This window comes from Dinoroseobacter sp. S76, assembly GCF_049801095.1.
In the GTDB taxonomy this organism is placed as follows: Bacteria; Pseudomonadota; Alphaproteobacteria; order Rhodobacterales; family Rhodobacteraceae; genus Dinoroseobacter.
Genome location: NZ_JBNAGH010000011.1, coordinates 34313 through 56140, shown reverse-complemented (window position 1 = coordinate 56140; position 21828 = coordinate 34313). Strand labels below are relative to the sequence as shown.

Annotated in this window: 24 protein-coding genes and 1 pseudogene; 11 read left to right on the top strand and 14 right to left on the bottom strand. The window is 59.1% G+C overall.

The annotated features are described in order from the left end of the window. Positions 1-38: 38 nt before the first annotated feature. The gene (locus tag ACP153_RS20225) at positions 39-263 is read right to left on the bottom strand and encodes a GDCCVxC domain-containing (seleno)protein (protein WP_424972826.1); all 225 of its coding nucleotides are present in this window, start codon (positions 261-263) and stop codon (positions 39-41) included. Next, a complete protein-coding gene (merF, locus tag ACP153_RS20220) occupies positions 239-607 on the bottom strand; it encodes a mercury resistance system transport protein MerF (RefSeq protein WP_424972825.1) in 369 nt (122 codons plus the stop codon). The genes ACP153_RS20225 and merF overlap by 25 nt, the downstream gene beginning before the upstream one ends. Positions 608-873: 266 nt before the next feature. Here merF and ACP153_RS20215 point away from each other — a divergent pair, with 266 nt between their 5' ends. Then, positions 874-1287: a MerR family transcriptional regulator gene (locus tag ACP153_RS20215; protein ID WP_424972824.1), complete on the top strand. Its 414-nt coding sequence runs from the start codon at positions 874-876 to the stop codon at positions 1285-1287. Between the two features lie 146 nt (positions 1288-1433). Here the strand turns inward: ACP153_RS20215 and ACP153_RS20210 are convergent, their stop codons facing one another. Then, positions 1434-1955 (bottom strand): hypothetical protein, encoded by a 522-nt coding sequence (locus ACP153_RS20210; protein ID WP_424972823.1) that lies wholly within the window; start codon positions 1953-1955, stop codon positions 1434-1436. Positions 1956-2047: 92 nt separating this feature from the next. After that, positions 2048-2305, bottom strand: coding sequence for a hypothetical protein (locus tag ACP153_RS20205; protein ID WP_424972822.1), 258 nt, complete (start codon positions 2303-2305; stop codon positions 2048-2050). 85 nt (positions 2306-2390) lie between these two features. Here ACP153_RS20205 and ACP153_RS20200 point away from each other — a divergent pair, with 85 nt between their 5' ends. The 4 genes from ACP153_RS20200 (at position 2391) to ACP153_RS20185 (ending at position 5897) form a co-directional block, all read left to right on the top strand. After that, the gene (locus ACP153_RS20200; protein ID WP_424972821.1) at positions 2391-3164 is read left to right on the top strand and encodes a tyrosine-type recombinase/integrase; all 774 of its coding nucleotides are present in this window, start codon (positions 2391-2393) and stop codon (positions 3162-3164) included. A 60-nt stretch (positions 3165-3224) separates the two neighbouring features. Next, positions 3225-3563: a hypothetical protein gene (locus ACP153_RS20195; RefSeq protein ID WP_424972820.1), complete on the top strand. Its 339-nt coding sequence runs from the start codon at positions 3225-3227 to the stop codon at positions 3561-3563. A gap of 287 nt (positions 3564-3850) precedes the next feature. Beyond that, complete coding sequence (locus tag ACP153_RS20190; protein WP_424972819.1) at positions 3851-4864, top strand: hypothetical protein; 1014 nt, start codon at positions 3851-3853, stop codon at positions 4862-4864. Positions 4865-5219: 355 nt separating this feature from the next. After that, positions 5220-5897, top strand: coding sequence for a hypothetical protein (locus tag ACP153_RS20185; protein ID WP_424972818.1), 678 nt, complete (start codon positions 5220-5222; stop codon positions 5895-5897). A gap of 222 nt (positions 5898-6119) precedes the next feature. Here the strand turns inward: ACP153_RS20185 and ACP153_RS20180 are convergent, their stop codons facing one another. The 5 genes from ACP153_RS20180 to ACP153_RS20160 all read right to left on the bottom strand — a co-directional run bounded on the left by ACP153_RS20180 (position 6120) and on the right by ACP153_RS20160 (position 10857). Continuing rightward, on the bottom strand, positions 6120-6872 hold the full coding sequence (locus ACP153_RS20180) for a VOC family protein (protein WP_424972817.1): 753 nt from the start codon (positions 6870-6872) through the stop codon (positions 6120-6122). 4 nt (positions 6873-6876) lie between these two features. Next, positions 6877-7959, bottom strand: a complete 1083-nt coding sequence (gene rsgA / locus ACP153_RS20175; RefSeq protein WP_424972816.1) for a ribosome small subunit-dependent GTPase A — start codon at positions 7957-7959, stop codon at positions 6877-6879. Between the two features lie 747 nt (positions 7960-8706). Then, positions 8707-9450 carry an SDR family NAD(P)-dependent oxidoreductase gene (locus tag ACP153_RS20170; RefSeq protein ID WP_424972815.1) on the bottom strand — a complete coding sequence of 248 codons (744 nt, stop codon included), beginning with the start codon at positions 9448-9450 and terminating at the stop codon, positions 8707-8709. Positions 9451-9500: 50 nt separating this feature from the next. Continuing rightward, the gene (locus ACP153_RS20165; RefSeq protein ID WP_424968782.1) at positions 9501-9809 is read right to left on the bottom strand and encodes a Rieske 2Fe-2S domain-containing protein; all 309 of its coding nucleotides are present in this window, start codon (positions 9807-9809) and stop codon (positions 9501-9503) included. A gap of 79 nt (positions 9810-9888) precedes the next feature. Next, on the bottom strand, positions 9889-10857 hold the full coding sequence (locus ACP153_RS20160) for a fatty acid desaturase (protein ID WP_424972814.1): 969 nt from the start codon (positions 10855-10857) through the stop codon (positions 9889-9891). Positions 10858-10977: 120 nt separating this feature from the next. Here ACP153_RS20160 and ACP153_RS20155 point away from each other — a divergent pair, with 120 nt between their 5' ends. Then, the gene (locus ACP153_RS20155; RefSeq protein WP_424968780.1) at positions 10978-11838 is read left to right on the top strand and encodes a LysR family transcriptional regulator; all 861 of its coding nucleotides are present in this window, start codon (positions 10978-10980) and stop codon (positions 11836-11838) included. Position 11839: 1 nt separating this feature from the next. Here the strand turns inward: ACP153_RS20155 and ACP153_RS20150 are convergent, their stop codons facing one another. The 4 genes and pseudogenes from ACP153_RS20150 to ACP153_RS20135 form a co-directional block, all read right to left on the bottom strand. Continuing rightward, a complete protein-coding gene (locus ACP153_RS20150) occupies positions 11840-12625 on the bottom strand; it encodes a 3-methyl-2-oxobutanoate hydroxymethyltransferase (protein ID WP_424972813.1) in 786 nt (261 codons plus the stop codon). Between the two features lie 54 nt (positions 12626-12679). Beyond that, positions 12680-13921 (bottom strand): NAD(P)/FAD-dependent oxidoreductase, encoded by a 1242-nt coding sequence (locus ACP153_RS20145; protein WP_424972812.1) that lies wholly within the window; start codon positions 13919-13921, stop codon positions 12680-12682. A 78-nt stretch (positions 13922-13999) separates the two neighbouring features. Next, positions 14000-15154: a TRAP transporter substrate-binding protein gene (locus ACP153_RS20140; protein WP_424968777.1), complete on the bottom strand. Its 1155-nt coding sequence runs from the start codon at positions 15152-15154 to the stop codon at positions 14000-14002. Between the two features lie 231 nt (positions 15155-15385). Beyond that, a pseudogene (locus tag ACP153_RS20135) lies at positions 15386-15820 on the bottom strand (transposase). Positions 15821-16256: 436 nt separating this feature from the next. On the opposite strand from ACP153_RS20135, the gene ACP153_RS20130 reads away from it, so the two are divergent. Both ACP153_RS20130 and ACP153_RS20125 read left to right on the top strand, forming a co-directional pair. Further along, positions 16257-16970, top strand: a complete 714-nt coding sequence (locus ACP153_RS20130) for a PRC-barrel domain-containing protein (protein WP_424972811.1) — start codon at positions 16257-16259, stop codon at positions 16968-16970. 280 nt (positions 16971-17250) lie between these two features. Then, the gene (locus ACP153_RS20125; RefSeq protein WP_424972810.1) at positions 17251-17505 is read left to right on the top strand and encodes a hypothetical protein; all 255 of its coding nucleotides are present in this window, start codon (positions 17251-17253) and stop codon (positions 17503-17505) included. Positions 17506-18003: 498 nt separating this feature from the next. Here ACP153_RS20125 and ACP153_RS20120 read toward each other — a convergent pair whose 3' ends face one another. After that, complete coding sequence (locus tag ACP153_RS20120) at positions 18004-18210, bottom strand: hypothetical protein (protein WP_424972809.1); 207 nt, start codon at positions 18208-18210, stop codon at positions 18004-18006. Between the two features lie 197 nt (positions 18211-18407). Here ACP153_RS20120 and ACP153_RS20115 point away from each other — a divergent pair, with 197 nt between their 5' ends. The 3 genes from ACP153_RS20115 (at position 18408) to ACP153_RS20105 (ending at position 21659) form a co-directional block, all read left to right on the top strand. Beyond that, positions 18408-19304 carry a LysR family transcriptional regulator gene (locus ACP153_RS20115; protein WP_424972808.1) on the top strand — a complete coding sequence of 299 codons (897 nt, stop codon included), beginning with the start codon at positions 18408-18410 and terminating at the stop codon, positions 19302-19304. A 380-nt stretch (positions 19305-19684) separates the two neighbouring features. Then, positions 19685-21163 carry a mechanosensitive ion channel family protein gene (locus ACP153_RS20110; protein WP_424972807.1) on the top strand — a complete coding sequence of 493 codons (1479 nt, stop codon included), beginning with the start codon at positions 19685-19687 and terminating at the stop codon, positions 21161-21163. Positions 21164-21257: 94 nt separating this feature from the next. Continuing rightward, positions 21258-21659, top strand: a complete 402-nt coding sequence (locus ACP153_RS20105) for an STAS/SEC14 domain-containing protein (protein ID WP_424972806.1) — start codon at positions 21258-21260, stop codon at positions 21657-21659. Positions 21660-21828 lie beyond the last annotated feature (169 nt).

Below are 21828 nucleotides of genomic sequence, written 5' to 3'. Positions count from 1 at the left end.
TGAAACCTACCAAGCTTCTGCGATGCGATGAAAGTCGGCTATGCGCAGCAGGACTTGCCCTCTTGGATCGGCGGACAGGGCACCGTCGCGTGAGAACAGTAAACGCAACAATCACCTTCGAGTGGCTTTAGGACGATGTTGCAGGCTTTGCATTCATAGAACCACTGGCAGGCATCCGTTGGCATGGTCTCCGTCTCAACATGCCCGCATGAGGGGCAGGTGAGAGTAGATTCCAGAACTACTTTTTCGTCTTCTGTCGCCATATAGCGTACCCCGTCAGAATGAGAAAACCTGCAAGCATCGGCAACAAAACAGCATCGTTGTAAAGGACGCCAAGCAGACCGGTCAGCCCAAGCGTCGTCAGAACAATCGGCAGGAGCGGCGTAAAGCAGCACAATGCCGCCAACGCGGTTCCGGTCAGTCCAACGACAAGAAGTTTGTTCTTCATCGTGTAGACCTCCACAAATCCCACATAAACCGTTGGGCAGAAGCCTCCCAAAGCGGTGATGATGCTGCGATCAGGAAGGCGAATGAGGCGAGGTTTACCCAGATGATTGAAGATCGCCTGCGAGAGGCGCATGGATGCACCCGCAACACTCGATACCATGCCCAAGCTAGCGCGACCGCAATCCCAGATAGTATGAAAACGCGGTAGGCGATGAACGGTCCAAGCATCGTGAGCCATGCCCCACCCAAGCCACGGATCGACAGCCCAATCGGCAGAACACAGCAAGAAGCCGACAAAAGGGCCAGCAAGGTTGCAAGTGGCATTGCCAGCCGCATTGCAAAGCCTTCCTTGCCTTTGGATTCTTGTGTGTTCACTGCGTCCATAGTGTATATCTACTTCCTGTAGTAACTACAGGAGCAAGCGAAATGTTCACCATTGGGAAGGCGTCTGAACAAAGTGGCTTGAACGTGGAGACCATCCGCTATTACGAACGCGAAGGCATCGTTCCAAAGCCGGGCAGATCGTCAGGCGGGCGTAGGCTCTATTCCACAGATGAGATTGCGCGACTTCGCTTCGTTGGGCGCTGCCGGGATTTGGGCTTTCCAATCTATATCATCCGCACGTTCCTGTCTTTTGCCGCTGAGGATGCGCGGTCATGCGGAGAGGTGAAAAACCTTGCCGAAAATCACTTGGCGGACATTGACGCTAAGATCGCCAACCTATTGCGGCTACGAGATGCGCTTCAAAGCCTATCGCAAAACTGTGAGGATGGCAGTGTTGCTTGTCCCATGCTCGAAGCGCTTATGAAGGATGGTTTCGGTGAAACTGCACAGCGATAGCAGTCTTCGACGTAGGAAAAGAGGCGTCGATGACAGCCGGGAAGCCGGAACCTGAACCATCATCGACGCCTACGCACAAGGGGTATGGGTTCCCTCGTGGATAAGCGCTGGGGGAAAATCCGCATAACCCCCCAAGCGCGATGCTGTTATGCGCGGGCCGTGCTGCGCAGCGCTTTCAATGCGTCGTTCGCGGCCTGTTGATCGGCGATCCGGTATGACGCGACCTTTTCGCGCTTTTTGCCGATGGCCTTGCTGGCGACGATCATCCGTTCAATCACCTTTCCCGCCTCGGCATGGGCCTTGAACAGTTCTGGGTTCAACGACTTCCGGGCTTCACTGCGCACGGTTTCGATGTCATCGGGTTTCAATCCCATCAGTGCAGGCGGACTGGTCAGCACGACATAGACCAGTGTCTTGTCCTTGTTCGTCGCCGCCTTGATCGCTTCATAGGAAGCCTTGTGGTGGCCCAATACACGAAGGTGGGCGCGCATGTCGCTACGCAGGGGCGCATCAGTGGCCGTCTTGTTGCAGACCAACGCTTCGTCCATCGCCTTCACCATCTTTTCCTGATGGGACGCGACAGACCGGATGGCGGCGTCGATCTTCTCTTGTTCCTTCGCCAGTAAAGGATCGGCGGCGTCGGCAAGTTCGGCGTATTTTGTGCCCACGGCGAGCAATCCGTCAGGGGTCCGAATGACGCGGGCTGGGGGCTGGCCATGTCTCGATCTTACAAAAGCATCCGCTTGAAGAGGCATCGGGTCTATTCGGTCGAGGACCTGATGATGGTGTACGGCGTGAGCCGGAACACGATCTCGAACTGGGTGCGCCGCGGGTTGACGCCCTCTGTGCGCGGGCAATACAATTTATTCCGCGGCTCTGCGGTGGAGGCGTTCCATAGGGCGCGTCGCGCCCGCGCGCGCACCCAGCTGCGCCCGGGCGAATTCAAATGTCTCGCCTGCAAACTGGCGGTCTTGCCGGACCCAAACACCATCCAGTTCAGGCGCACAGCGTCGGGCATGCACATAAGGCAGGCGGTCTGCCCGGACTGCTCAGCAAGGGTTGTCAGGTTCGGAGACCCCAATCATTCGACGGCAATTGCCGGGATGCTCGATCCCAATACCAAGCGGGACTCCGCACACGAAGAAAAGACCTCGGTCCCCGCTGGTATTGGGAAACCCGGCGCTGGTCCCGACGGTCAAAACGACGCGATCCTCTCTCAATGGCAGCGCTATGCGGGGAAGTTCAGCGAGAAGACCCTGGATCGGCATCTCTCGGCGATCCGGCAGTTCGAGCGCTTCCTCGGCGGCAAACCTTTCACGACGCTGACGCTGGAGGATGGCCATGGCTTCCGCGACCACTTGAAGGCGGCCTTGAAGCCGGGGGCGGAGACGCCGAAGTCGCCCTCAACGGTTCAGCATCTCGTCTCTCATCTCAAGGACTTCCTCGCATGGCTTGGCAAGCGGAAGGGCTATCGGTCCTTGCCCCGGGACCTGCCGGATGCGCTGGACATGCCCCGGGCGGTCTATGCCAGGGCCTTGCCGCGCGCCCCCAGAACGTACCCTGACCTGGCAGAGGCCGAAGCGCTCTTGGCGCAGATGCCAAAGTACCGCGCTATCGATCTGCGCAACCGCGCGATCTTTGCCCTGGCCTTTCTGGGAGCCTTGCGCGCAGATGCGTTGATCTCCTTGCGCCTTGGCGATGTGGATTGCGCGACGCGGAGGATCATCCAGGACGGACGCGCGTCCCGGACCAAGAACGGCAAGAGCCTGGTGATCGCCTGGTTCCCGACCCCGAAGGCGTTCGGGCAGGCGGTCTGCGATTGGGTGGCGTTCATGCGGCGGGCTGGGTCTGCGCCAGAGGACGCGCTCTTCCCGTAAGACCGCGCCTTCACGGGCTACCGCAAAGCCTCGGGGCTTGGCCCTGGGCCTGTCCCAGCGATGACCTCAACCCATGCGGTGACCCATGCCTTCCGCGTGGCGTGCCGAAACCACCATGCCAGGTACAGCCCGCATGCGGCCAAACACACCATCGCCGCCGAGCGGGACAAACGCGCGCTGACAGCCGCCGAGCGCAAGGCCTGGTCGCAAAACATGGGCCATGAGAACGAACAGATCACCGACACGCATTACGGCAAACTGACCGACGCTCAGCGCTTCGACCTGCTGGAGCCCCCCTCGCAGCACACCGGGCAGGTGGCGCAAATGCCCCTCAGCGACGCCGAGAAGATCGCCTTGGTCGACGGAGTGATGAAAGAACTGACCGCGCGCAGACGCTGAAAAATCAAAACAGGAAGAAGGAGCGGAAATCAGCATAATGGGCGGAAACCGGAAATTCGCTGCATTTGCCTCAAATGCCAGCTATGCGCATAGAGTGAAAAATACGCGTGATCTGTGCCCAAAAAAAAATTTTTCCTCACCTGAATAATCTTCCGATTACTGTCTGCAGTTTCTTAATCTGTGGTGGGTGGTGTCCAGAAAATACTTCTCCTATAAATTATTTAACGCGCACGGAGGCTGGTTGAAGTATATTGATGAAAGAAACGTTGAGAACGATGCGTCACAGGATGACGTGGACGAATGCACGAATGCTTCTTCGGATGGGGGGAGTAGCGACCGGCCACGGGTGGGATCAAACTCTCAAAAAGGTAGAAGAGACCGGCGTAGAAGTTGAGTACGGCAAGCTCGAAGACTGTCTGGTTGAGCATCTTTTGTGCGGTGAAAAGTTCACCAAATTGTACCCGGTTGACCCCTCTCAGCGCTCGGCACTGCAAGCAAAAATTGTAGAGGCTGAACTTAGCGAAGCGCCTGCTGCGAAGGCATATCCCTATTTGGTTCCCGACGATGTATTGTCTGACGGTACGGGAGACCTGAATGTCGTTCGGGTTGAAAGCAACGAAGATGGCGTGGGCATTCTTTTCTCTTCCTTGCTTTGGGTGAAGACGAGGGAAGAAATCTCATTCGAAGACTTCGGACAACCAGAAGACATGCGTGGCAGGTACGAAGAGGTCATAGGCCTCGCCCGTAGGCCGGTGCAGATGTACCATGTTGTGTGGCTGCCGCACCATCGCGATTTCTTGGAAGTTCGGGTGGATTCACCTCGCGGCATCGTTGAAGCGGATATTCATGCTTTGCATTCTCGCCTCAAGGACGAAGTGAATTCGTGGGGGGTGGCTTCACTTGAGGGGTCAGTAAATCTCTTCCCTGCTGTTCGTCCGTTCTATGACGACGCTACGGAAGGTACGGTCACACAGATGACCTTCCAGACAACTACGGGAGCGATCAAAGACGAAAAGATGCCTCGCCGCAGGAGGGACGCCGATCAGCGAACCGAAGCGTACCATGTTGCTGGCAAGGAAGCGGTAGATGCGATCGCGATTTACAGGATCACAGTGGAGTGGGGCTTTCGGGAAGATGATCTGACTTTCATACCTTCCGTGACACTGGCCGCATCCGGTCCGTCTGGTGGCAACAGTAAGGACCCGTTGATATCTGGCGCTCTGATTAAAAACTGCGTACGCGCGTCTGATTACGAGTTCGCTATTGAACGGCTCGGCAAAAAGGCCAAACTTGAGCACTGAACGATATCGCGTATGGGCATGGATATTGGAGAGTTCAGGGAGAGTCTGGCTTCGTCGGAGTTGGAGCCTAAAACGCTAGCCGTATGCTTGGCGTTAACTGATATCCTGTCGAAAATTCGGCCCGGAGACGGACGGCATCTTGGGTTGTCCTACTTTCGGGAAAGGCTTGAGAAGGGTTCGCGGGCCGAGGAAGTCTTACCAGCATTGAGCGTCTTGTGTACCTTCGAGGGCGCAATACTGGAAATGCATGGATATCTCGATGACGACGACGAAGGTCAGTTGCACTTGGAAGACGAGGATTTTCAAGGCCTGCTTTTCACGGGCAAGTTGGTGCATCCTGTAACCGGGGACTTGGTTGACGATCCTCTCGAACACGTCAGGTTTTTCTATTCTTTGCGGAGTGACGCATAAGATGGGGGCCGAAGATCTTTCAGTTCGAGATTATCTGAACATTTTCGGGGATGACGAGGGGTTGCGAGGACTGCGGTGGAAGATCGCGAAGTGCTCGAAACTGCGCATAGAGCTGATAGAAGAAGCTTTGGCGGACTTTTATGGCAGATTGGTGGATGCCAGGAAAGACAAAGAGAAACTGGGTGAGAACACACTGACACGTCACTTGGCAGACATGCTCACTGTGTGTGGTATTCCCGCAAGACGTGAGGAAGACGTGAACGGCCATTGCGATCTTGTGGTACGAGCAAGTGGCAACTTTCTATGGCTGGGTGAAGCTAAGGTTCACTCGGATTATGGATGGCTGGATGACGGGTTTCAGCAACTGTCGACTAGGTACGGCACTGCTATGGAAGACCGTGATCACGGCGAACTGATAATTTATCACCGAGAAGGCGATAGTCGAAATGTCCTGCAAACTTGGAAGGAACGACTTGTCGCCGCAAATGACCATGTTGTCGTTTCCGAAGATATCGAAGGTCAACGTCTATATTTTAGAACTGAACACAAATGTGCCAATTCCGGCTGCACTTTCTATACGCGGCATCACATTGTTCCCTTGATGCATGATCCCAAAAAATAGGTACGCAGGAAGGTACGGTTTCGGCTGACACCGGCCCTTAGGGTAGGTCTGCTTGAACAGCAGCTCTGGGCCGTCCTCATCGCCACGATCCGTGCAATCCGATAAGATGCTGCGGTTGTTCTCATGGCGGCAACGATTCCTGAGCGACAGATGCTGCAGAACGTACAAACATCTGCTCTGCAGTTCCTGTGAAGAATTGGCGAGTTGCTAGAAAGTGGTCGTCTATTCGATGCCAAAAGCAAACGGCGCGCCGTCTGGATCACACAGGATGGGGTTATGGACTTGACCGGTTTCATTCATATCCACTGAAGCCGGCCGCGCCCCTTGGGTTTCCGCAGCTCGGCAGGCATCGGGGACTGAAGCAACCTTGATGCACGGGACCCAAGCAGCGTTTGAACCTGATTGCCAAGTCGCGACATGTTGGATCGCAACCAGATCGCCCGAACGACCGAGTAGAGCGACGCATTCACTGTCTCGCTGGGGGGAGAGCTGCCATCCGAAGAGTTTGGCGTAGAACGCCTGTGGGAATTCATTCCCGTTGTTGACGTACACTTCCGGGCCGAACTGTTGGCGCGGCACTGGAAAGTTATGCCGAGACAGCGAAATTCCCACGAGTGCGCCGAGCGGATCGCGGACGAGTGCATTGCGCCCGACACCCGGCACCTCGAACGGCTCCTGAGCAATCTCGCCTCCGAGCGTCCCGACGCGCTTGACTGCCACGTCCACATCAGGAACCTCGACGTAAGCGATCCAGCCATTTTCCTGCTCCGGAGGCGTCTCGGCCAACCCCGCACCCGCTTCGTCACCGGATAGGGCAAGGACGAAATCCTTCTCGCCGCCACCCCAGGCAAAATCCGTCGCCCGCTCGATTTCATATGTCCAGTTAGCGACGTGCTGGTAGAATGCCATCGAACACGCCCTGTCCGATGTGAAAAGGTCGTGCCATACGATTTGACCCGCTTTCGACTGCGTCATCGTCCTACCTCCTGACATCTTTGATCTTTTTAGCGCCGCGCACCATTTTTCCGAACGCCTTGTCGCGAGACCTGCGTTCCGCAAGGCTTGCGGAGTTGAACGCGTCCTCCGCCATTAACTTGCGCCATCTGCCAAGCCGACCGGCATCGAGAACGCCCTCATCTATAGCCGTCAGAACAGCGCATCCCGGCTCGGTCTCGTGTTGGCAGTCGTTGAAGCGACAGCACGCGGCCAATTCCTGAATGTCAGAAAAAAGATCGTTGATCCCTTCCGCCGCATCGGTGAGCTGCAATTCCCGCATGCCTGGAGTGTCCAGGATCAGGCAACCATTGAGCATCGTATGAAGCTCGCGCCTCGTTGTTGTATGCCGTCCCTTTGCGTCGTCCTCACGAATGTCCTGGGTCTCGATAGATTGGCTGTCGAGCAAGGCATTGGTCAGCGTCGATTTCCCAACGCCGGAAGAGCCCAGAAACGCCACCGTCTTGGTAGGATTGCACCAGGCCGCAAGTTCGGATTTCGGGGCAGAACCGCGTGCATCAAGTGCGATCACGTCGATCATCTCCGACACAGAGCGTGCCGCGTCGATGTAGCTTTGAGCATCCGCCACGAGGTCGGTCTTTGTGACGACGATGACAGGCGTAATCCGTGCCTCAAACGCCAGGGCGGCATAACGCTCCAGCCGGGCCACTTTGAAGTCCTGATTGCAGGACGTCACGATAAAGGCCGTATCAATGTTCGCCGCGATCAGCTGTTCCTGCCGGTCTGTGCCGGGCGCGCGCCGCTTGATGAGGCTTGCGCGCTCAAGAACCCGACTGGATCGCGGGTGCGATGGATCCAGCTTCAGCCAATCCCCGACGGTCACATCCGATCTGGGAGGAAGTACAGTATCAATGTTGTCACCAAGGGTGTGCAGCCCACTGCGATGCACTTCAACGACGCGAACGGGAGGTGTCGCGGACAAATCGTCCACACTGATTTGTTGGGCGAAGAAGGGTTGCCACCCCAAGGCCTGGAGGGGGCTGAGTTTGCCATGTGATCCGGCGTCGCACGCGCGTCGAGGAAGGAAGTCTGAGTAATCCCTTGTCATAGGGTGTGCACTTTCATGTCTCTGGCCCAATTCAGGTTTGGGCGCTTACGGTAGGAAGCGAGTGAGCGCATCAAGACCTTCCGTCCGCTACAAAGGGACGGCAGTGTTTCAGGTGTTGTATATGCTCCGGGAGGCGCGCTGCCTCCCCTCCTTACCGGGACATGAAATCTCCATTTCAGATAGTGTGCACATGGGATGAGCACGTGCAAAAAACAACCGTTGATGGCTAACTTGGAGCTCTTCTTCAGTTATCTGTAGCAGCAGTTCAACAGGAACAAAGGTATGCAAGATTCGTCCGCGCTTCGTGAATTCGATGATCCACTGATTTTGCTGTAGCGGCGAACGTCAGTAATGCGGGCTGTGACCGCAGCATCAAGATGAGGTGGTCAACGGCAGGCAAGGGCCGTTCACGCCTGAGGCGAGATGTGCGTCCGGCGAACATGCTGCGGCCGATCTAATGGCCGCAGGACGCCCAAACTGCGGACGTTCGGCCTTGCATGAAGGGCAGTTTCATCCGGCACCCAGATTTTTGAGAGCGCATGTGATGTCTACACAGACACTGGTGAAGCGACCGGAAGACGCAAGTCCTGGATTGATTGAGGTTAGCAACCAAACACTCCGCTGAACGTAGAGGGCTGGAAAGATCAGGGAAGTGGGGCGTCGAAGAAGCTCAATGGACGCGAGATTTGGGGGGAGCTGGTGTCTTGATCTCCCCCCACCATGTAGCGCCCTGGGAGGCAGGCGCCGTCATTTCGCGGTAAAGCCCCCATCGGCCATCAGGAGCTGCCCGGTGACAAAATTCGACGCCGGCGAACACAAAAACACCAACGGCCCGTCGAGATCGCCGTCCCGACCATTCCGTCCAATGCAGGTCTGAGCGGCATTCCGGGCGGCCCGGTCCGGGTCGGCGAAGACCGCCTCGGTCAGTTCCGTCTCGAAGAAGCCCGGTCCGAGCGCGTTCGCGTTGATGCCGTAACGGGACCAGGCTTCGGCCATGGCGCGCGTGAGCTGGACGATACCCCCCTTGCTCGCGCCATAGGCGATGCCCCCCGGGAAGGCCCTTGTGCTTTGGGCCGAGGCGTAGTTCACGATCCGCCCCCAGCCGCGCGCCTTCATGGCCGGTACCAGACGCTGGGACAGCGCAAAGGGCGCTGTGAGGTTCACCGCGAGGGTCTGGTCCCACCCCTCATCGGTGACGTCGTCAGCGATCTGACGCAAGTTCAGCCCCGCCGCATGAACGACGATGTCCGGCGCGCCGAAAGGCGCCGTGAGACGAGAGACCAGCGCGTCGAGGCCGGCTCGATCCGCCACATCCCCGGGGACGGCGCGGATACGCTCCCCCTCGAGGCTGCGCAGGGGGTCGGCCCGCCGGGCCACCGCCAGCACCTTGGCCCCCCGTCGCGCCAGGGCAAGCGCACCCTGGCGACCGAGGCCCGAGGACGCCCCGGTCACCACGGCGACCTTGCCCGTCAGATCGAAGGGATCAGCCATCGGCACAGATCCGCACCCGCCGGGCGGTCCGGTGGGTGACAGCTTGCGCCTCAGACACGGACAAAGACCACGCCATCGCGCACATCGACCTCGTAGGTCGCCAGATCTTCGCAGACCGGTGCCGAGAGCGCCTTGCCGGTGATCAGGTTGAAACGCCCCTGATGGAGCGGGCACTCGATCACATCGTCGATCACCAGCCCCTCTTCGAGATGCTGCGCTTCATGGGTGCACATCCCATCGGTGCAGAAAAACCCCTTTGGGGTGTTGTAGATCGCGTAAGTTTTGTCGCCGTGATCCCAACGGATCAGGTCCTCTTCATCAATCTCCGACGTGTGACACGCCTGGATCCATTCCGACATTCTGTGACCCTTGTTTTCTATGGAAGGTTGCTGCGCGCGCACCAGCCGACGGGGTCGCCGGCTGGTGCGGGGGCGGGCCCTAGGACGACGTCTGGGGGTGTTCCCAGGTGACGCCCTGCTTGTTCGAGATCTTCTCGAGGATTTCGCCATGCACCTTGGGATAGCTCTCGCCCACCGGGTGCAGCTTGTCCTTCACCGCCTCATGCATCCGCCCCAGCGCATGGAAGGGGACCATCGGGCAGAGATGGTGCTCGGCGTGATATGGCATGTTCCAGAACAGGAAGTAGACCAGCCGCGAGGTTTTGGTGGTGCGGGTATTGGTCCGCAGATCCGGGCCTTCCTCGCATTCGCCATGCTCCGACAAGCGGATCCAGCGCATCAGCGGCTCCCCCACCAGGCGCGGTACGATCCACAGCCACAGGGCCAGCAGGCTCTGGAAGTAGATCGAAGCGACAAATACGGCGAAATAGATGGCCAGAATGATCCGCGCTTCGCGGGTGGCACGGGGCACTTCGCTCTCAGGGATGAAGTATTTCTGGGACTCTGCGATCTTGCCAAACGGGTGTTTGAACATCCAGATCAAGCCACGTTTCCAGAACGCATAGGCAGACACATACACCATGTAATCCACGACGGTCATCCGCTCGGGCAGCATGTCCGGATCCTTGCCACGGATCTGCGTATAGGTGTGGTGGGTGGCGTGGTAGTAGCGAAAGAAGGTCGGCGGCACCATGTAGATCAGGCACACTACCCAGTAGACTGCCTCATTCAGCCAGCGGGTCCGGAACGGCGTGCCGTGGCTGCATTCATGGCAGGGGGCAAAGAGGAACGCGAGCACTGCCGCGTGCATCGCCATGGTGGGCACGACCCACCATGTTCCGAGGGTTTGATAGACGAGAAACCCCGTGAAGATCATCACGCCCATATGGCCGAAGAAGTTGATCAGACCCGGCAGGTCGGATCGTTTCATGTATTGCTTGAGCTCTTTCTTCGAGATCACCTGATCCCGGCCGAAAGCCAGCCCTGACTCTGGAGTGGCAGATGACATGTCCAGGCCTCCTTTTCGTTGTCTGTCTCAGTTGCGATGGTTCAAGGTTTCACGGGCCGGCACAGCGATCAAAGTCAAAACGCGGCTTGATGGATCAAGGAATTAAATCTATAAAACGGCATGGGTGGGCACGTTCCTTCGATCAATAATTTGCGGGCTTTCGAGGCCGCTGGACGCCTGGGAAGCTTCAATCTGGCGGCGGATGAGCTGAACCTCAGCCAACCAACGGTCAGCTACCGGATTGCAAAACTTGAAAGCGATCTCGGTGTGTTGTTGTTCCAGCGGCTGACCCGTCGCATTGCACTGACCAAGGATGGCGAAGAGTTCCTGCCTGTGGTCGCGGCGGCGCTGAAACAACTGCAGGAGGGGGTCGACAAGCTTGGCATCGGCGCAAAACGCACGATTTCGGTCACGCTCAGCAGCTATCTCGCGCTGCGCTGGCTGTCGCCCCGTTTGTCCAGTTGGTCGGCGCGGAATCCGAATGTCGGCATCCATCTCGACCACGACATGCGCAAGGGCGCCGAAGACAGTGATGTGGTCATCTACTGGAGCAAGAACGCGGCCGCGCAACAGGCCGCGCAATTGCTGTTTCCCACGGACATGACCGTCCATTGCACGCCCGAGATCGCCGCGACCCTGAACCGGCCCGAGGATGTGCTCAAATACCCGCTGTTGAAGCTGGCCCCCCATCTGGATCCCTGGTCGGACTGGTTGGCCCTGGCCGGGGTGGCTGAGCCCGAAACCATCCAGAGCCTGTGCATGACCGATTCCAACGTTCGGATCAAAGCCGCGGCGGATGGGCTGGGCGTCGTGCTCGCCAATCGGTTCGCCAAGCCTGAGCGGGACGCGGGCCTTTTGGTGCAGCCGTTCGATATCGCGCTGAAGGGGCCTGGCTTCTATTACCGGACGCAGTCGTCCTCGCCCGATCTGGCGGACCGGTTCATTCGCTGGTTGAAGTCGATGGCCGCGAAGGACGCGTAAACTACGCGAGATGCGCCATCAGCTTGGCGTATTCCTCGTCCGAGATCCGCACCAGATTGCCCGGCCCCGGAAACGCGCCGGACTGCACATCCTGTGCGAACTCCTGATAGGCGGCGATGCGCTCCTGCTGGAGCCGGTCATACTCCGCCTTGAAATCGCGATAGACCTTGGCGTGGCGCGGCACGCGCGGGCCAGCCTCGCCGAGGATATCGCTGGAAAAGAGATACTGGATATCGCAGCCTGTGCCCGCGCCCATGGAAATCGTGACCAGTGACGAGCGTCGCGCAATCTCATCCGCCACGCGGTCCGGCACCACCTCAAGCTCGACGGCGAAGGCCCCGGCATTCTCCAGATCCTTGATCTGCTGGAACAGGGTCAGGGCCTGTTCGGCCGTCTTGCCCACAGCGCGGAGCCCGCCTGTCCAACTGGCCTTTGGGGGTACAAGGCCCAGATGCCCGCAGACCGCGATGCCCTGTTTGGCCATCGCCTCGACGAACTCAAGGCTTTGGGCCGTGTAGATGATGTCCGCCCCGCATTCGAGCGCGTCAAAGGCCGCGCGCAGACATTGATCGGCCGAGACATACTGCCCGTATTTCAGACCGAACCGATACATCGTGTTCGGCGCTGCCGCCGGGAACGTCCGCGTCTGGGGCAGGAAGGGCCCACATAGCATATCGATCCCGGCGGCCTCTGCCGCCTCGGCCTGTTCAGCCGAGGAGACGTGCACCATGGTGAGTTGAGGGGCGGAGCCCCGGTTTTTCAGCTCCAGCAGCGTCTGCTTTGCCATGGTGATGATCCCTGATCAGTTAAGTCTTCGGTCGAACCGCGTGGCCGCGCGCGCTCAGGCTCGCAGCGCCGCCATCACGGTCTTTTTGAGCGGCTGCTCCGGATCCGTCAGGCTGTCGGCGTCGACGGGGCATCCGGCCTTGAGCAGTTTGCGCATCAACAGCATGTCTTTTTTCGCATTCAACCCGATCGTGCCTGTCACCTGCTGGCCGTCCATCTGGATCAGCAGAAGAGACCCCTCTGCCATGCGGCCGCGGGACATGGCGCCGTCCCAGTGCACCGGGGTGCCGGCAATCTGCAGGTTGAGATCCCCCTGATCGGACCAGAACCAGGGCGGCTCTAGCTCGGGCGCCGGGCATCCCATGAGGGCCGCGGCGACCCGTGTCGCCTGCTGCTCGGCATTCTGCCAGCTTTCCACCGGCCGGGCGGCGCGCGCCCTGTGGCAGGCCACATCGCCGATGGCAAAGATCCCTGGATCCGAGGTCCGGCACTGGTCATCAACGAGAATGCCCTGCGCGGTCTCAAGACCCGCCTGTTCGGCCAATCCGGTTTCCGGCGCGATTCCGATACCGACCACCACGAGATCTGCCGCGAGTCTCTGGCCATCCGCCAGAACGACAGTGTTCACTGCGGTCTCTCCGATCAGGGCCTGCACCCCGCATCCCAGCATCACTGTCGTGCCGCGCGCCTCGTGGACCGCCGCCACGCGCGCGCCGATCTCTTTTGGCACGGCGCGGCCCATCAATCGTTCAGTTGCCTCCACGACCGTTACCTCGCAGCCCAGAGCACGCGCGCTGGCCGCCACTTCGAGCCCGATGAACCCGCCACCAATCACCACCAGCCGCCGGGCGGTGTCGAGCCGGGCGCGGAGCGCTACTGCATCGGCCATCGTCTTGAGGGACAGCACATTGTCCAGATCTGCCCCCGGCACGGGCAAGTCGCGAAGCCGCCCGCCCGTTGCGATTATGAGCCGGGAATAGGGCAACGTCTCGCCATCCAGCAGGAAGACCTTGCGCGCGTCCCGGTCGATCCGCGTGACCAGTTGGCCCAGGCGCAAGGTCACCCGGTTCCCCGCGTACCATGCAAGGTCCTGCAAATACGTGTCCGCTTCGGATCCCGACCGCAGCAGAACCGATTTCGACAAAGGCGGGCGCTCGTAGGGCGCGACGTCTTCCTTGCCGACCAGAGTGATCCCTCCCGCGAACCCGTGAGCGCGCAGTCGCTCTGCCGCGCGCCCCCCGGCATGACCGGCGCCGATGATCACGACACGATCCTGCTCGGTCAAAGGGGCCATCATGACCATGGCATTCTTGCGATCTCACGGATCTGGAAGCGGGAGCCACAGACCGCGCGGGTCCTGCCGCTCCCGACGCGTTCAAACGTCGTGGACAACGTATTTCCCACGGGTGTTCGCCGCCTCATTGAGTGTTTCGAAATTCGCGATGGATCCTGCGAGCTCGATCTTGAACGGGTCCCAGTCCGGCAACTGATGTCCGCCCCGGGCGACCCATTCGCCCATCTCGTCATCATTGGGCACGTAGAACTGCACCCCCGCCTGACTGAGATCCCACATGGAAAACGCGCGCGCCGCAGGCACCTTGGACAGGTTCTGATGCGCGGTCACTTCCGATGCAAAGAGGATCCCCTCCTGCACGTCGCCGGGCAGTGCGTTGAACCAGTCGAGATTGCAGGAATAGACCTGCGTGTTCGGCACGGTCTGGGCAAAGGTGACCCAGGACAGGATCGCGTCAAAGCCAAAGATCTGCAGCCCCTGCACCGAGGGGTCCAGCGCATCGGCCACGCCTTGCGTGATCGCGCTCGGGGTTTCACCCCAGGCAATCGGCGTCGGGTTCGCGCCGAGCAGACGGTAGAGCTGCGACAGGATCTCGGAGCCCGGGATCCGCATCTTGACCCCGGCAAGATCATCCGGCGTCCGGATCGGCTGGTCAAAGCCTCGGCGCAGCGCAATCGTGCGCGGATCGATGGTGACATACCACAGGGCCTTGAAGCCGCGCGCCTCGATGCTGGGATTGACCAGATCGGCCCATTGCTGCGAGTTCACCAGATTGACCGCCTGCTGGTTCTTGCCGCACCAGTAGGGAATGTTGACCAGATCGACGATCGGCGCGAAGGGCGCGAAGTTGGCGAGCGAATGCTGCGCAGCCTGGATCGTGTTGGATTGCACGCTCTGGGCAAGGGAGCTGCCCACTCCGAGCTCACCGCCTGGGGCCAGCCGAACATAGACCTTTCCGTTGGTCATGTTCTGGATGTTTTCCTTGAAATCGAGCTGCATCAGCGGAACGCTCCGCGACGCGCCCAAGACATAGGGCGTGGCCACAATCATCGTATGCTCGGCGGCGGCTTTGCGTTCGCGCTCTTCCGAGACCGATTGTGCCAGCGCCGCGCTCGACATATATGCCCCGGACGCGGTTGCTACCGCTGCGGCGGTGAACCCGTATCTGCTGACGAGCCGTAAGAACGCCCGGCGGTCCATACCGGCAGGCGGGTCGTGCGGAATTGATGATGTCATTGCTTCTCCTCCCGAGGCAGGCGATCAAATCCGATCATTCAGTCCGGCGCTTGACTGTGCCAGCTCCCTGCCTGCCGATCAGCATTCCACCACCAGACACCTCACTCAAAACCAAATGACTGCCCTACAGATCAACAAATTTGATCTGTAGACGGGCTATTGACGGCTGTCGGGCAGGGTTTGCGACATGCCAATCCGTGCTTTGAGCTAGGCGATTATTAGGGTCGGGACTCATAGCCAGCAATTGACGAGGGCGGCCCGGGCGATGGACGAGAGGAAGACCTTCGGGCAGCGGTTGTATCGTGTCGCCACACGCCGCCAATCCTTCAACCTGCCGAACATGATTTCGATCACTGCCCGGCAGGGCATCACGTCAGTGATGTCCCGAGAGGGATCATGACCGTCGTCTGCTCGCCATGATCAGCGGCCAGGCCGACCATCATCTGAGCAAAGATGCCCTTATCGCTCCGGCGCTTCCAACGGTTGTAGAGCGTTTTGTGCGGGCCATATTCTCTCGGCGCATCTCACCATCGTAAGCCATTGTGATTGATGAAGATAATTCCGATCAGAACACGCTTGTCATCGACATGAGGCTTACCACGGGACTTGGGGAAAAGGCTCAAGACGCGCCATCTGTACATCCGTCAGCCAGAAAAAATCAGACATGTTCACCGCTCGTTTTCGAACCGTAAAACACGCCCCTAGGCTGAAACCAATGGGGCCTGACCCTAAGAAATCGTATCTTGTTCACTCGACAAACGCTCTTTGAAGTGCCGGATACTCCAGACCGACCCAGCTCTACGTTTTCGTGCCATATGAAAGTGGAGTGTGGACGGAACAATAAGCCTTCCCCGCAAGACGCCGTTTTCGCTCAAGTCGCCCGACCATGTGCGGTGGCAGTCCGTAAATCCCAGCTTAGGAGATGCGGCCAATCGGTATGAAATTCTGTTTGGTCCGCTCGGACGGGGCAGAGCCGGTTTTGTGCTGCCCAAGCGACACCCGAGTTGCGCTTAAGGCCCTCATGGGAACTCATCTGCCGATAGTGAGTTGAACGCACACCTGGCTCGCCTGGAACGAGCTTCTATCTCAAGGAGGATGTAGAATGATCCGGTTTGCAAAAACTCTTGTCGCAACGACTGCGTTGACCTCTCTCGCCTTTGGCGCGGGCGCGAACGAGCCAGCGAGTGGCACGGTGACCGAGACGCTGAAGGCCGACGCTGCAGTCGTTGCTGAGCGCGTTGAAAACTCTGCGGAAGTGGTAGGCGACAAAGTGGCCGAAACCGCAAATGAGGCTGTCGAAGCAACCCGAAATGCGGCTGCCGATGCTAAGCGGGTGGTCGAAGGTGCAATGGCCGAAGGTGAGAACAACGTCGAGACGCTCGCCGCGAAAGCCGAGATGGGCAATACGCGCGAGTTGGACGATATCGCAGACAGCTCTCAGATGGCGCCGATCGATCTGGACAATCGCAGCGATTTTCTGCGCGCCAGTGACATCATCGGTGCCGACATTTACACGGTGAGCGCGGAGCTGGACACCGGCGAGTGGTTTGTAACGCCCCGCTACACCGAAGTGGCCGACGAGTGGGAAAACATCGGGAATGTGGCGGAGATCGTCGTCGGTCCCGAAGGCAGCATCCGCGGATTGATCGCCGAGGTCGGGGGCTTCCTCGGTCTTGGAGATGCGCATGTGATGATCGACATGAACGATCTGAATCGGACTCAGCCAGATGATGACGGTGAGTTTGTGTTCGTCACGCGTCTCTCGGAGGAAGAGCTTCAGGCCAAGCAGCCGGTCGAAAAAGAGTGGTGGCAGTAAAACGCCCCCCGCTGAGATGAGAAAGGGGGGCCAACTGGCCCCCTTTTTGCCGCCTGTGGCGCACGAGCCCCCCTCTCCAGTCCGGCCTGGACCTCATGATTGCGAAAAAATCCTTATGACGCGTGCCTTGTTCCTAGCTTTTTTGACCCTTTTGCTTCCCCTCGCAAGCCTTGCCCCAGCCCAAGCACCGATGAGCACCACCGTGGAAACCGACGGATTTATCGAGGCATAGACCGATGCGACTGGGGAAGCTCAGGTCTTACAACGCATTCAACGTCTGTTGCGCGAGATAGACGGTTTCGAGGGGATCACTGTGCCTGTGTCGCAGAGGGTCGTGGCCTTGTCGGAGAATGTGCTGAACAATACCGCGCAAGATGATCTGACCCAGATCGTCAACATCGCCGCCGGGGTGCTGGCCATCGAGAACGCCATCGAGGTAAGTGGCACGCCGAAAGCGCGGCTGCCCCCCGCGGTGGAGCGTATCCACGACCGCGGCCGCAACCTGATAACCATCGCCGGTACAAAGAGTCTTTGATCTCGAAGCTCTCGTTAATCGCCGATAGCGACTACGGCGGATCTGAGTCGCAACCAAGCATAGCTAAGAAAACAGGAGACTGGGATGCGAAGCGACGCAGCCCCACGCTCGCGGGCCTTGCAAGCAAAAGTGAGAGCGTGGGGCTGCGTCAATTATGTTTGCCGAGGTGACGACCACTCAAAAGTACATCACCCACATGTATGTCTCGTGCAGAAAAATACCGCTCTGATCCGTTCACCTCGGGACGGTCGATTGTGTAAGACGGGTTTCAGATCCCTCTGGGCCAAATGCGTTTGCTGCGATCACGTCTTCGACGGATGAGCGTTCTTTTCGGACCACGATCATGGGGAGAGTGAGGTCTCCCCCCAACCACCTGAATGGCTCCGGCCAAGTGCAGAGATGTACGAGCCAACTCCTCGTGACCGCCTTGACCGGTGAACAAGGTGAAACGGAGCGTGGCGCGCTTTCCGAAACACCTTGATCATCCTTCACCGATCGTCAGTTGTTGAACGCACCGACGACCGATTTACCGCCGCTATAGGCCAGTTTGCCTGCGCCGACTGCGCCCTTCGCGACGACTTTTGTGGCACCGGCAGCGACGCCCACAGTGGTGTCGATGGCCTGGTTCGTCGAGCACCCGGATACAGCCAGTGCCGCGGCGACCAAAGTTGCGAGTACAGCTTTACGAGCAAAGATGACGATCATTTCCGAGTTTCCTATCCAGACGGTTCAAGTTCCGCGTTTCATTTGGGAAAGCCGCACCGCAGTTCGTTCTCCATGATTGCTGTGAAAGAGCTCAGAGCGCGCTGCTTGTCCCGGGGATCCGGTTTAAGGGACTTCCAGAATCAAGAAAAACGAATAGGAAATATGGTTAATCACAGAAATTCTCATGGATAGCCCTCATGGATATCGCTCTGATCCGCACCTTCCTCGAAGTGGCCTCAACCGGGTCTTTCATGCATGCAAGCTCCCGATTGTTCGTGACGCAGTCAGCCGTGAGCCTGCGCGTGCAGCGGTTGGAGGACGCGTTGGGCAAGACCCTGTTTCACAGATCAAAGGCGGGAGCTGAGCTGACTGCGGCAGGCCGAGAGTTCGAACGCTATGCACTCTCGATGATCAAAATCTGGGAAGAAGCACGGCAGCAGATTGCACTCCCCGAAGGCTACACGAAGTCGCTCAGCGTGGCGGCCCAGTATTCTCTTTGGCCCCGGTTGGGGTTCCAGTGGCTTGATGAAATGCGCGCTGAGAATCCGGAACTCAGCATTCGCGCGGAACTCGGCATGCCCGATCGCATAACCCGGTTCCTGATCGAGGGCGTGGCGCAAGTCGGCCTTTCGTACAGCCCACAACTGCGCCCGGGTCTGTCCGCTCAAAAGGTGATCGACGAAGAGCTTGTGCTGGCAGCCTCATTTCCCGGCACGATCTCAGACATCCAGCCGTACTACATCTATGTGGATTGGGGCCCGGAGGTCTTGCACGCGCTCGCGTTGGAGCTTCCGATGCTCTCCAATTCTGGCCTGGTCCTCTCGCTTGGGGCTATGGCGGCCGAGTTTGTTGCCGGGAGAAAAGCTGCGGCTTACCTGCCAGCGCGCCACATCAAGGGCTTTCTGGACACTGAACGGCTGTTTCTCGTGCCCGATGCGCCTGCATTCGCCTACCCTGTCTGGTCTGTTTGGCGGGACGACCTCGATCCGGAAACGCGGCGCCTTGCGGAAACCAAACTCAAACGGATCGCTTATCGGATCGGCAATGAGCAAGATCAGATCATGGATGAGTTGGCAGAAATGAGTGACAGCTAGGCTGCATGGCTGCAAACGCGCGCGAATGCAGGAGGTCCGAAGGACCGACGTAGCGCGTTGAACAAGCTGCGATCTGTGGCCTGCACCCCCAGCATGGCTCGGATCGGTACGGACAGAGGACAAGCCAGCGACGCCGCCCCCCCAACCCCTCTGGGCCGCGCAGTGGAACAAAGCAGGCTCAGGGCCGTTGTCCTGATATGCGCAAAGTCTTTTTTGGTCTATTGGCCGTTATATTGTTGTCTGGCCCGTCAGTCGCTCAGCACCCGTCTGGGAGCTGCGGTGATACGCCTGCCTACTGCTTGGAAACGCTGAATTCCGGTCTGTCCGCCCCAGGACCAGAAATTGATCGCACAACGCCCCGTGCAACCCTGGAAAGCTTTTTGTTCCACGCCCGGCAGGAGAACTGGGCCAAGGCCGCTCATCTTCTGAACCTCAACGGCCTCGACGCCAGCGTGCAGGCCCAGGTTGGCGCGGATCTGGCGCGCAAGCTCTTCACTGTGATCAGTCGCAAAGCGGTTATCGACTGGGACAAAGTGGTCGACCGACCGGACGCCATGCAAACGTCCGGCAGCTCCTCGGACCCTATGATCGGGCAGCCGCGGAAGTCCCTGCTGCTCTGGACATTGGAGGTTCAGGGGCATCCGGCCTCCATCCGTCTGGACCGGGTTCAGGCGCTGGATGGGGAGCCGGTCTGGGTGATGTCGCGCCGGACCGTTGGTGACATCCCGGCGCTTTACGCGGCGTATGGCCCCACGCCGCTGGAGCGTCTCTTGCCAGCGCCTCTGAAGCAGCAAGCCGGATTTGGTTTCATGTGGTGGGAAGTCATCGGCCTCCCCGTGCTTTTGGGACTTGCATTGACCTGCGCGATCCTGGTTTGGCGCATCCTCGGCCGGGCCCGGGACCGCGCCGAGAGCCCGCTGGTGCAACGTGCTGTTGCGGCGTCACGCGGGCCGGCAGCCACGGCGGTGGCGACAGGCGTGGCCCTGTTTTCCGGGGTCAACTTGTTGGTATTCTCGGGACAGATCAGCACGATCCTCACACCCTTTGCCTGGCTTGGCCTTTTGGCCTCGGGGCTTTGGCTGGTCGTCAATGTGGCGGATGTCGTGCTCGACAGCCTGACCCTGTTTGATGAGACCGATCTGACCCAACGCCAACAGATGCACATGCGCTCTATGGCAACCAGAGTGGCCGCCGCACGCCGTGCCTTCACTGTGGCTATCGTCTTGATCGGCGGAGGGGTGTTCCTGTCGCAAACCAACCTCTTTCAGAACCTGGGTCTGACACTGCTGGGGACCGCCGGTGCCTTGACCCTTGTCTTGGGTTTTGCGGCCCGCCGAGTGCTTGGGAACATCATGGCCAGCTTGCAGATTGCACTGAACCAATCCGCGCGCATCGGCGACCGCATCGTCTACAAAGATTACCTGTGCCATGTGGAGCGGATCAATTTCACCTATGTGCAACTGAAGGATTGGGACGGCACGCGCCTTGTCGTTCCGGTGGAGGAGTTTGTCTCCACGCCCTTCGAGAACTGGACGATGAAAGATCCCGAGATGCTGCGTATCATCAAGATCAAATGCGCCCATGACGCAGATGTCGATCGGCTCCGAGCCGGGTTCGACGAGATCGTGGCCGGGCTTGACCCGGAAGAGCTGGGCGACTTGTCCAAGGTCAATGTGCGCGTGGCGGGGCAGGACGTGTTCGGCAAAGAAGTCTGGTTCGCGCTGCCCTGTTCAGACCCGAACACGTCCTGGGATGTGGCCTGTCTCGCACGGGAGGAAATCCTGGCCCTCGGGGCCCGGATCGAGCGCGACGAGGCCGGGGAGGTCTTTCCCACCGCGGCACCTGCCGAAGCGGCCTAGTCCGTCACGCTGTGCAAGGATGCGCCGGCAGGTGAAGGAACCTTCCCTCTGTCCCGGCGTTGATCTGGCAAAGCACAAGAACAGGAGATGTGACATGACCATGTTTCAACACGGAGCAATCACCCAGATCGAAACCGCGTCACCGACGCTTTATGCGTTTCGCGTTGCGGGGCATATGGATGACGACGCAGCCGAGGCTCTGGCAGAGTTTATGAACGCCGCATTCGATCGGCATGATGACAAGATCGATATGCTGCTCGATCTGTCGGCCTTCACCGGCAGCGATTGGGACAGTTTGTTCGATGGAGACGTACTCGAATCCCGGTTCCGTGCGCTCAGCGAACTGAACCGCTATGCCGTGATTGGTGCCCCGTCCAAAGCTCAGAAAATGATCGCCTTCATGGACAAGATCATTCCCGTCAAAGCGAAGGCCTTCTCCGCGGATGAAGCCGCCAAGGCTTGGGAGTTCGTCGGCGAAGCGCATCTCGCGGCTTGAACGAGCTGAACTGACATCAGTCTTCTGAAAGTCCCTGCAAAGGCGGCGTCGGCGCCGCCTTTGGCATGCGTGCGCCTTGCCGTGCCGACCTAAGAGCGCAGCAACCGGTGACGCTTGCGGGGAACCCACGCGGCGGGTTGCACGTTGGTTCAGCAGCTTCATTCCGAAT

Bases quoted from the DNA above. Each gene is read 5' to 3' on its own strand.
- ACP153_RS20225 (WP_424972826.1), bottom strand. From the start codon at position 263: ATGGCGACAGAAGACGAAAAAGTAGTTCTGGAATCTACTCTCACCTGC.
- merF (WP_424972825.1), bottom strand. From the start codon at position 607: ATGGTATCGAGTGTTGCGGGTGCATCCATGCGCCTCTCGCAGGCGATC.
- ACP153_RS20215 (WP_424972824.1), top strand. From the start codon at position 874: ATGTTCACCATTGGGAAGGCGTCTGAACAAAGTGGCTTGAACGTGGAG.
- ACP153_RS20205 (WP_424972822.1), bottom strand. From the start codon at position 2,305: ATGCCCGACGCTGTGCGCCTGAACTGGATGGTGTTTGGGTCCGGCAAG.
- ACP153_RS20200 (WP_424972821.1), top strand. From the start codon at position 2,391: ATGCTCGATCCCAATACCAAGCGGGACTCCGCACACGAAGAAAAGACC.
- ACP153_RS20195 (WP_424972820.1), top strand. From the start codon at position 3,225: ATGACCTCAACCCATGCGGTGACCCATGCCTTCCGCGTGGCGTGCCGA.
- ACP153_RS20190 (WP_424972819.1), top strand. From the start codon at position 3,851: ATGACGTGGACGAATGCACGAATGCTTCTTCGGATGGGGGGAGTAGCG.
- ACP153_RS20180 (WP_424972817.1), bottom strand. From the start codon at position 6,872: ATGACGCAGTCGAAAGCGGGTCAAATCGTATGGCACGACCTTTTCACA.
- rsgA (WP_424972816.1), bottom strand. From the start codon at position 7,959: ATGACAAGGGATTACTCAGACTTCCTTCCTCGACGCGCGTGCGACGCC.
- ACP153_RS20170 (WP_424972815.1), bottom strand. From the start codon at position 9,450: ATGGCTGATCCCTTCGATCTGACGGGCAAGGTCGCCGTGGTGACCGGG.
- ACP153_RS20165 (WP_424968782.1), bottom strand. From the start codon at position 9,809: ATGTCGGAATGGATCCAGGCGTGTCACACGTCGGAGATTGATGAAGAG.
- ACP153_RS20160 (WP_424972814.1), bottom strand. From the start codon at position 10,857: ATGTCATCTGCCACTCCAGAGTCAGGGCTGGCTTTCGGCCGGGATCAG.
- ACP153_RS20155 (WP_424968780.1), top strand. From the start codon at position 10,978: ATGGGTGGGCACGTTCCTTCGATCAATAATTTGCGGGCTTTCGAGGCC.
- ACP153_RS20150 (WP_424972813.1), bottom strand. From the start codon at position 12,625: ATGGCAAAGCAGACGCTGCTGGAGCTGAAAAACCGGGGCTCCGCCCCT.
- ACP153_RS20145 (WP_424972812.1), bottom strand. From the start codon at position 13,921: ATGATGGCCCCTTTGACCGAGCAGGATCGTGTCGTGATCATCGGCGCC.
- ACP153_RS20140 (WP_424968777.1), bottom strand. From the start codon at position 15,154: ATGACATCATCAATTCCGCACGACCCGCCTGCCGGTATGGACCGCCGG.
- ACP153_RS20130 (WP_424972811.1), top strand. From the start codon at position 16,257: ATGATCCGGTTTGCAAAAACTCTTGTCGCAACGACTGCGTTGACCTCT.
- ACP153_RS20120 (WP_424972809.1), bottom strand. From the start codon at position 18,210: ATGATCGTCATCTTTGCTCGTAAAGCTGTACTCGCAACTTTGGTCGCC.
- ACP153_RS20115 (WP_424972808.1), top strand. From the start codon at position 18,408: ATGGATATCGCTCTGATCCGCACCTTCCTCGAAGTGGCCTCAACCGGG.
- ACP153_RS20105 (WP_424972806.1), top strand. From the start codon at position 21,258: ATGACCATGTTTCAACACGGAGCAATCACCCAGATCGAAACCGCGTCA.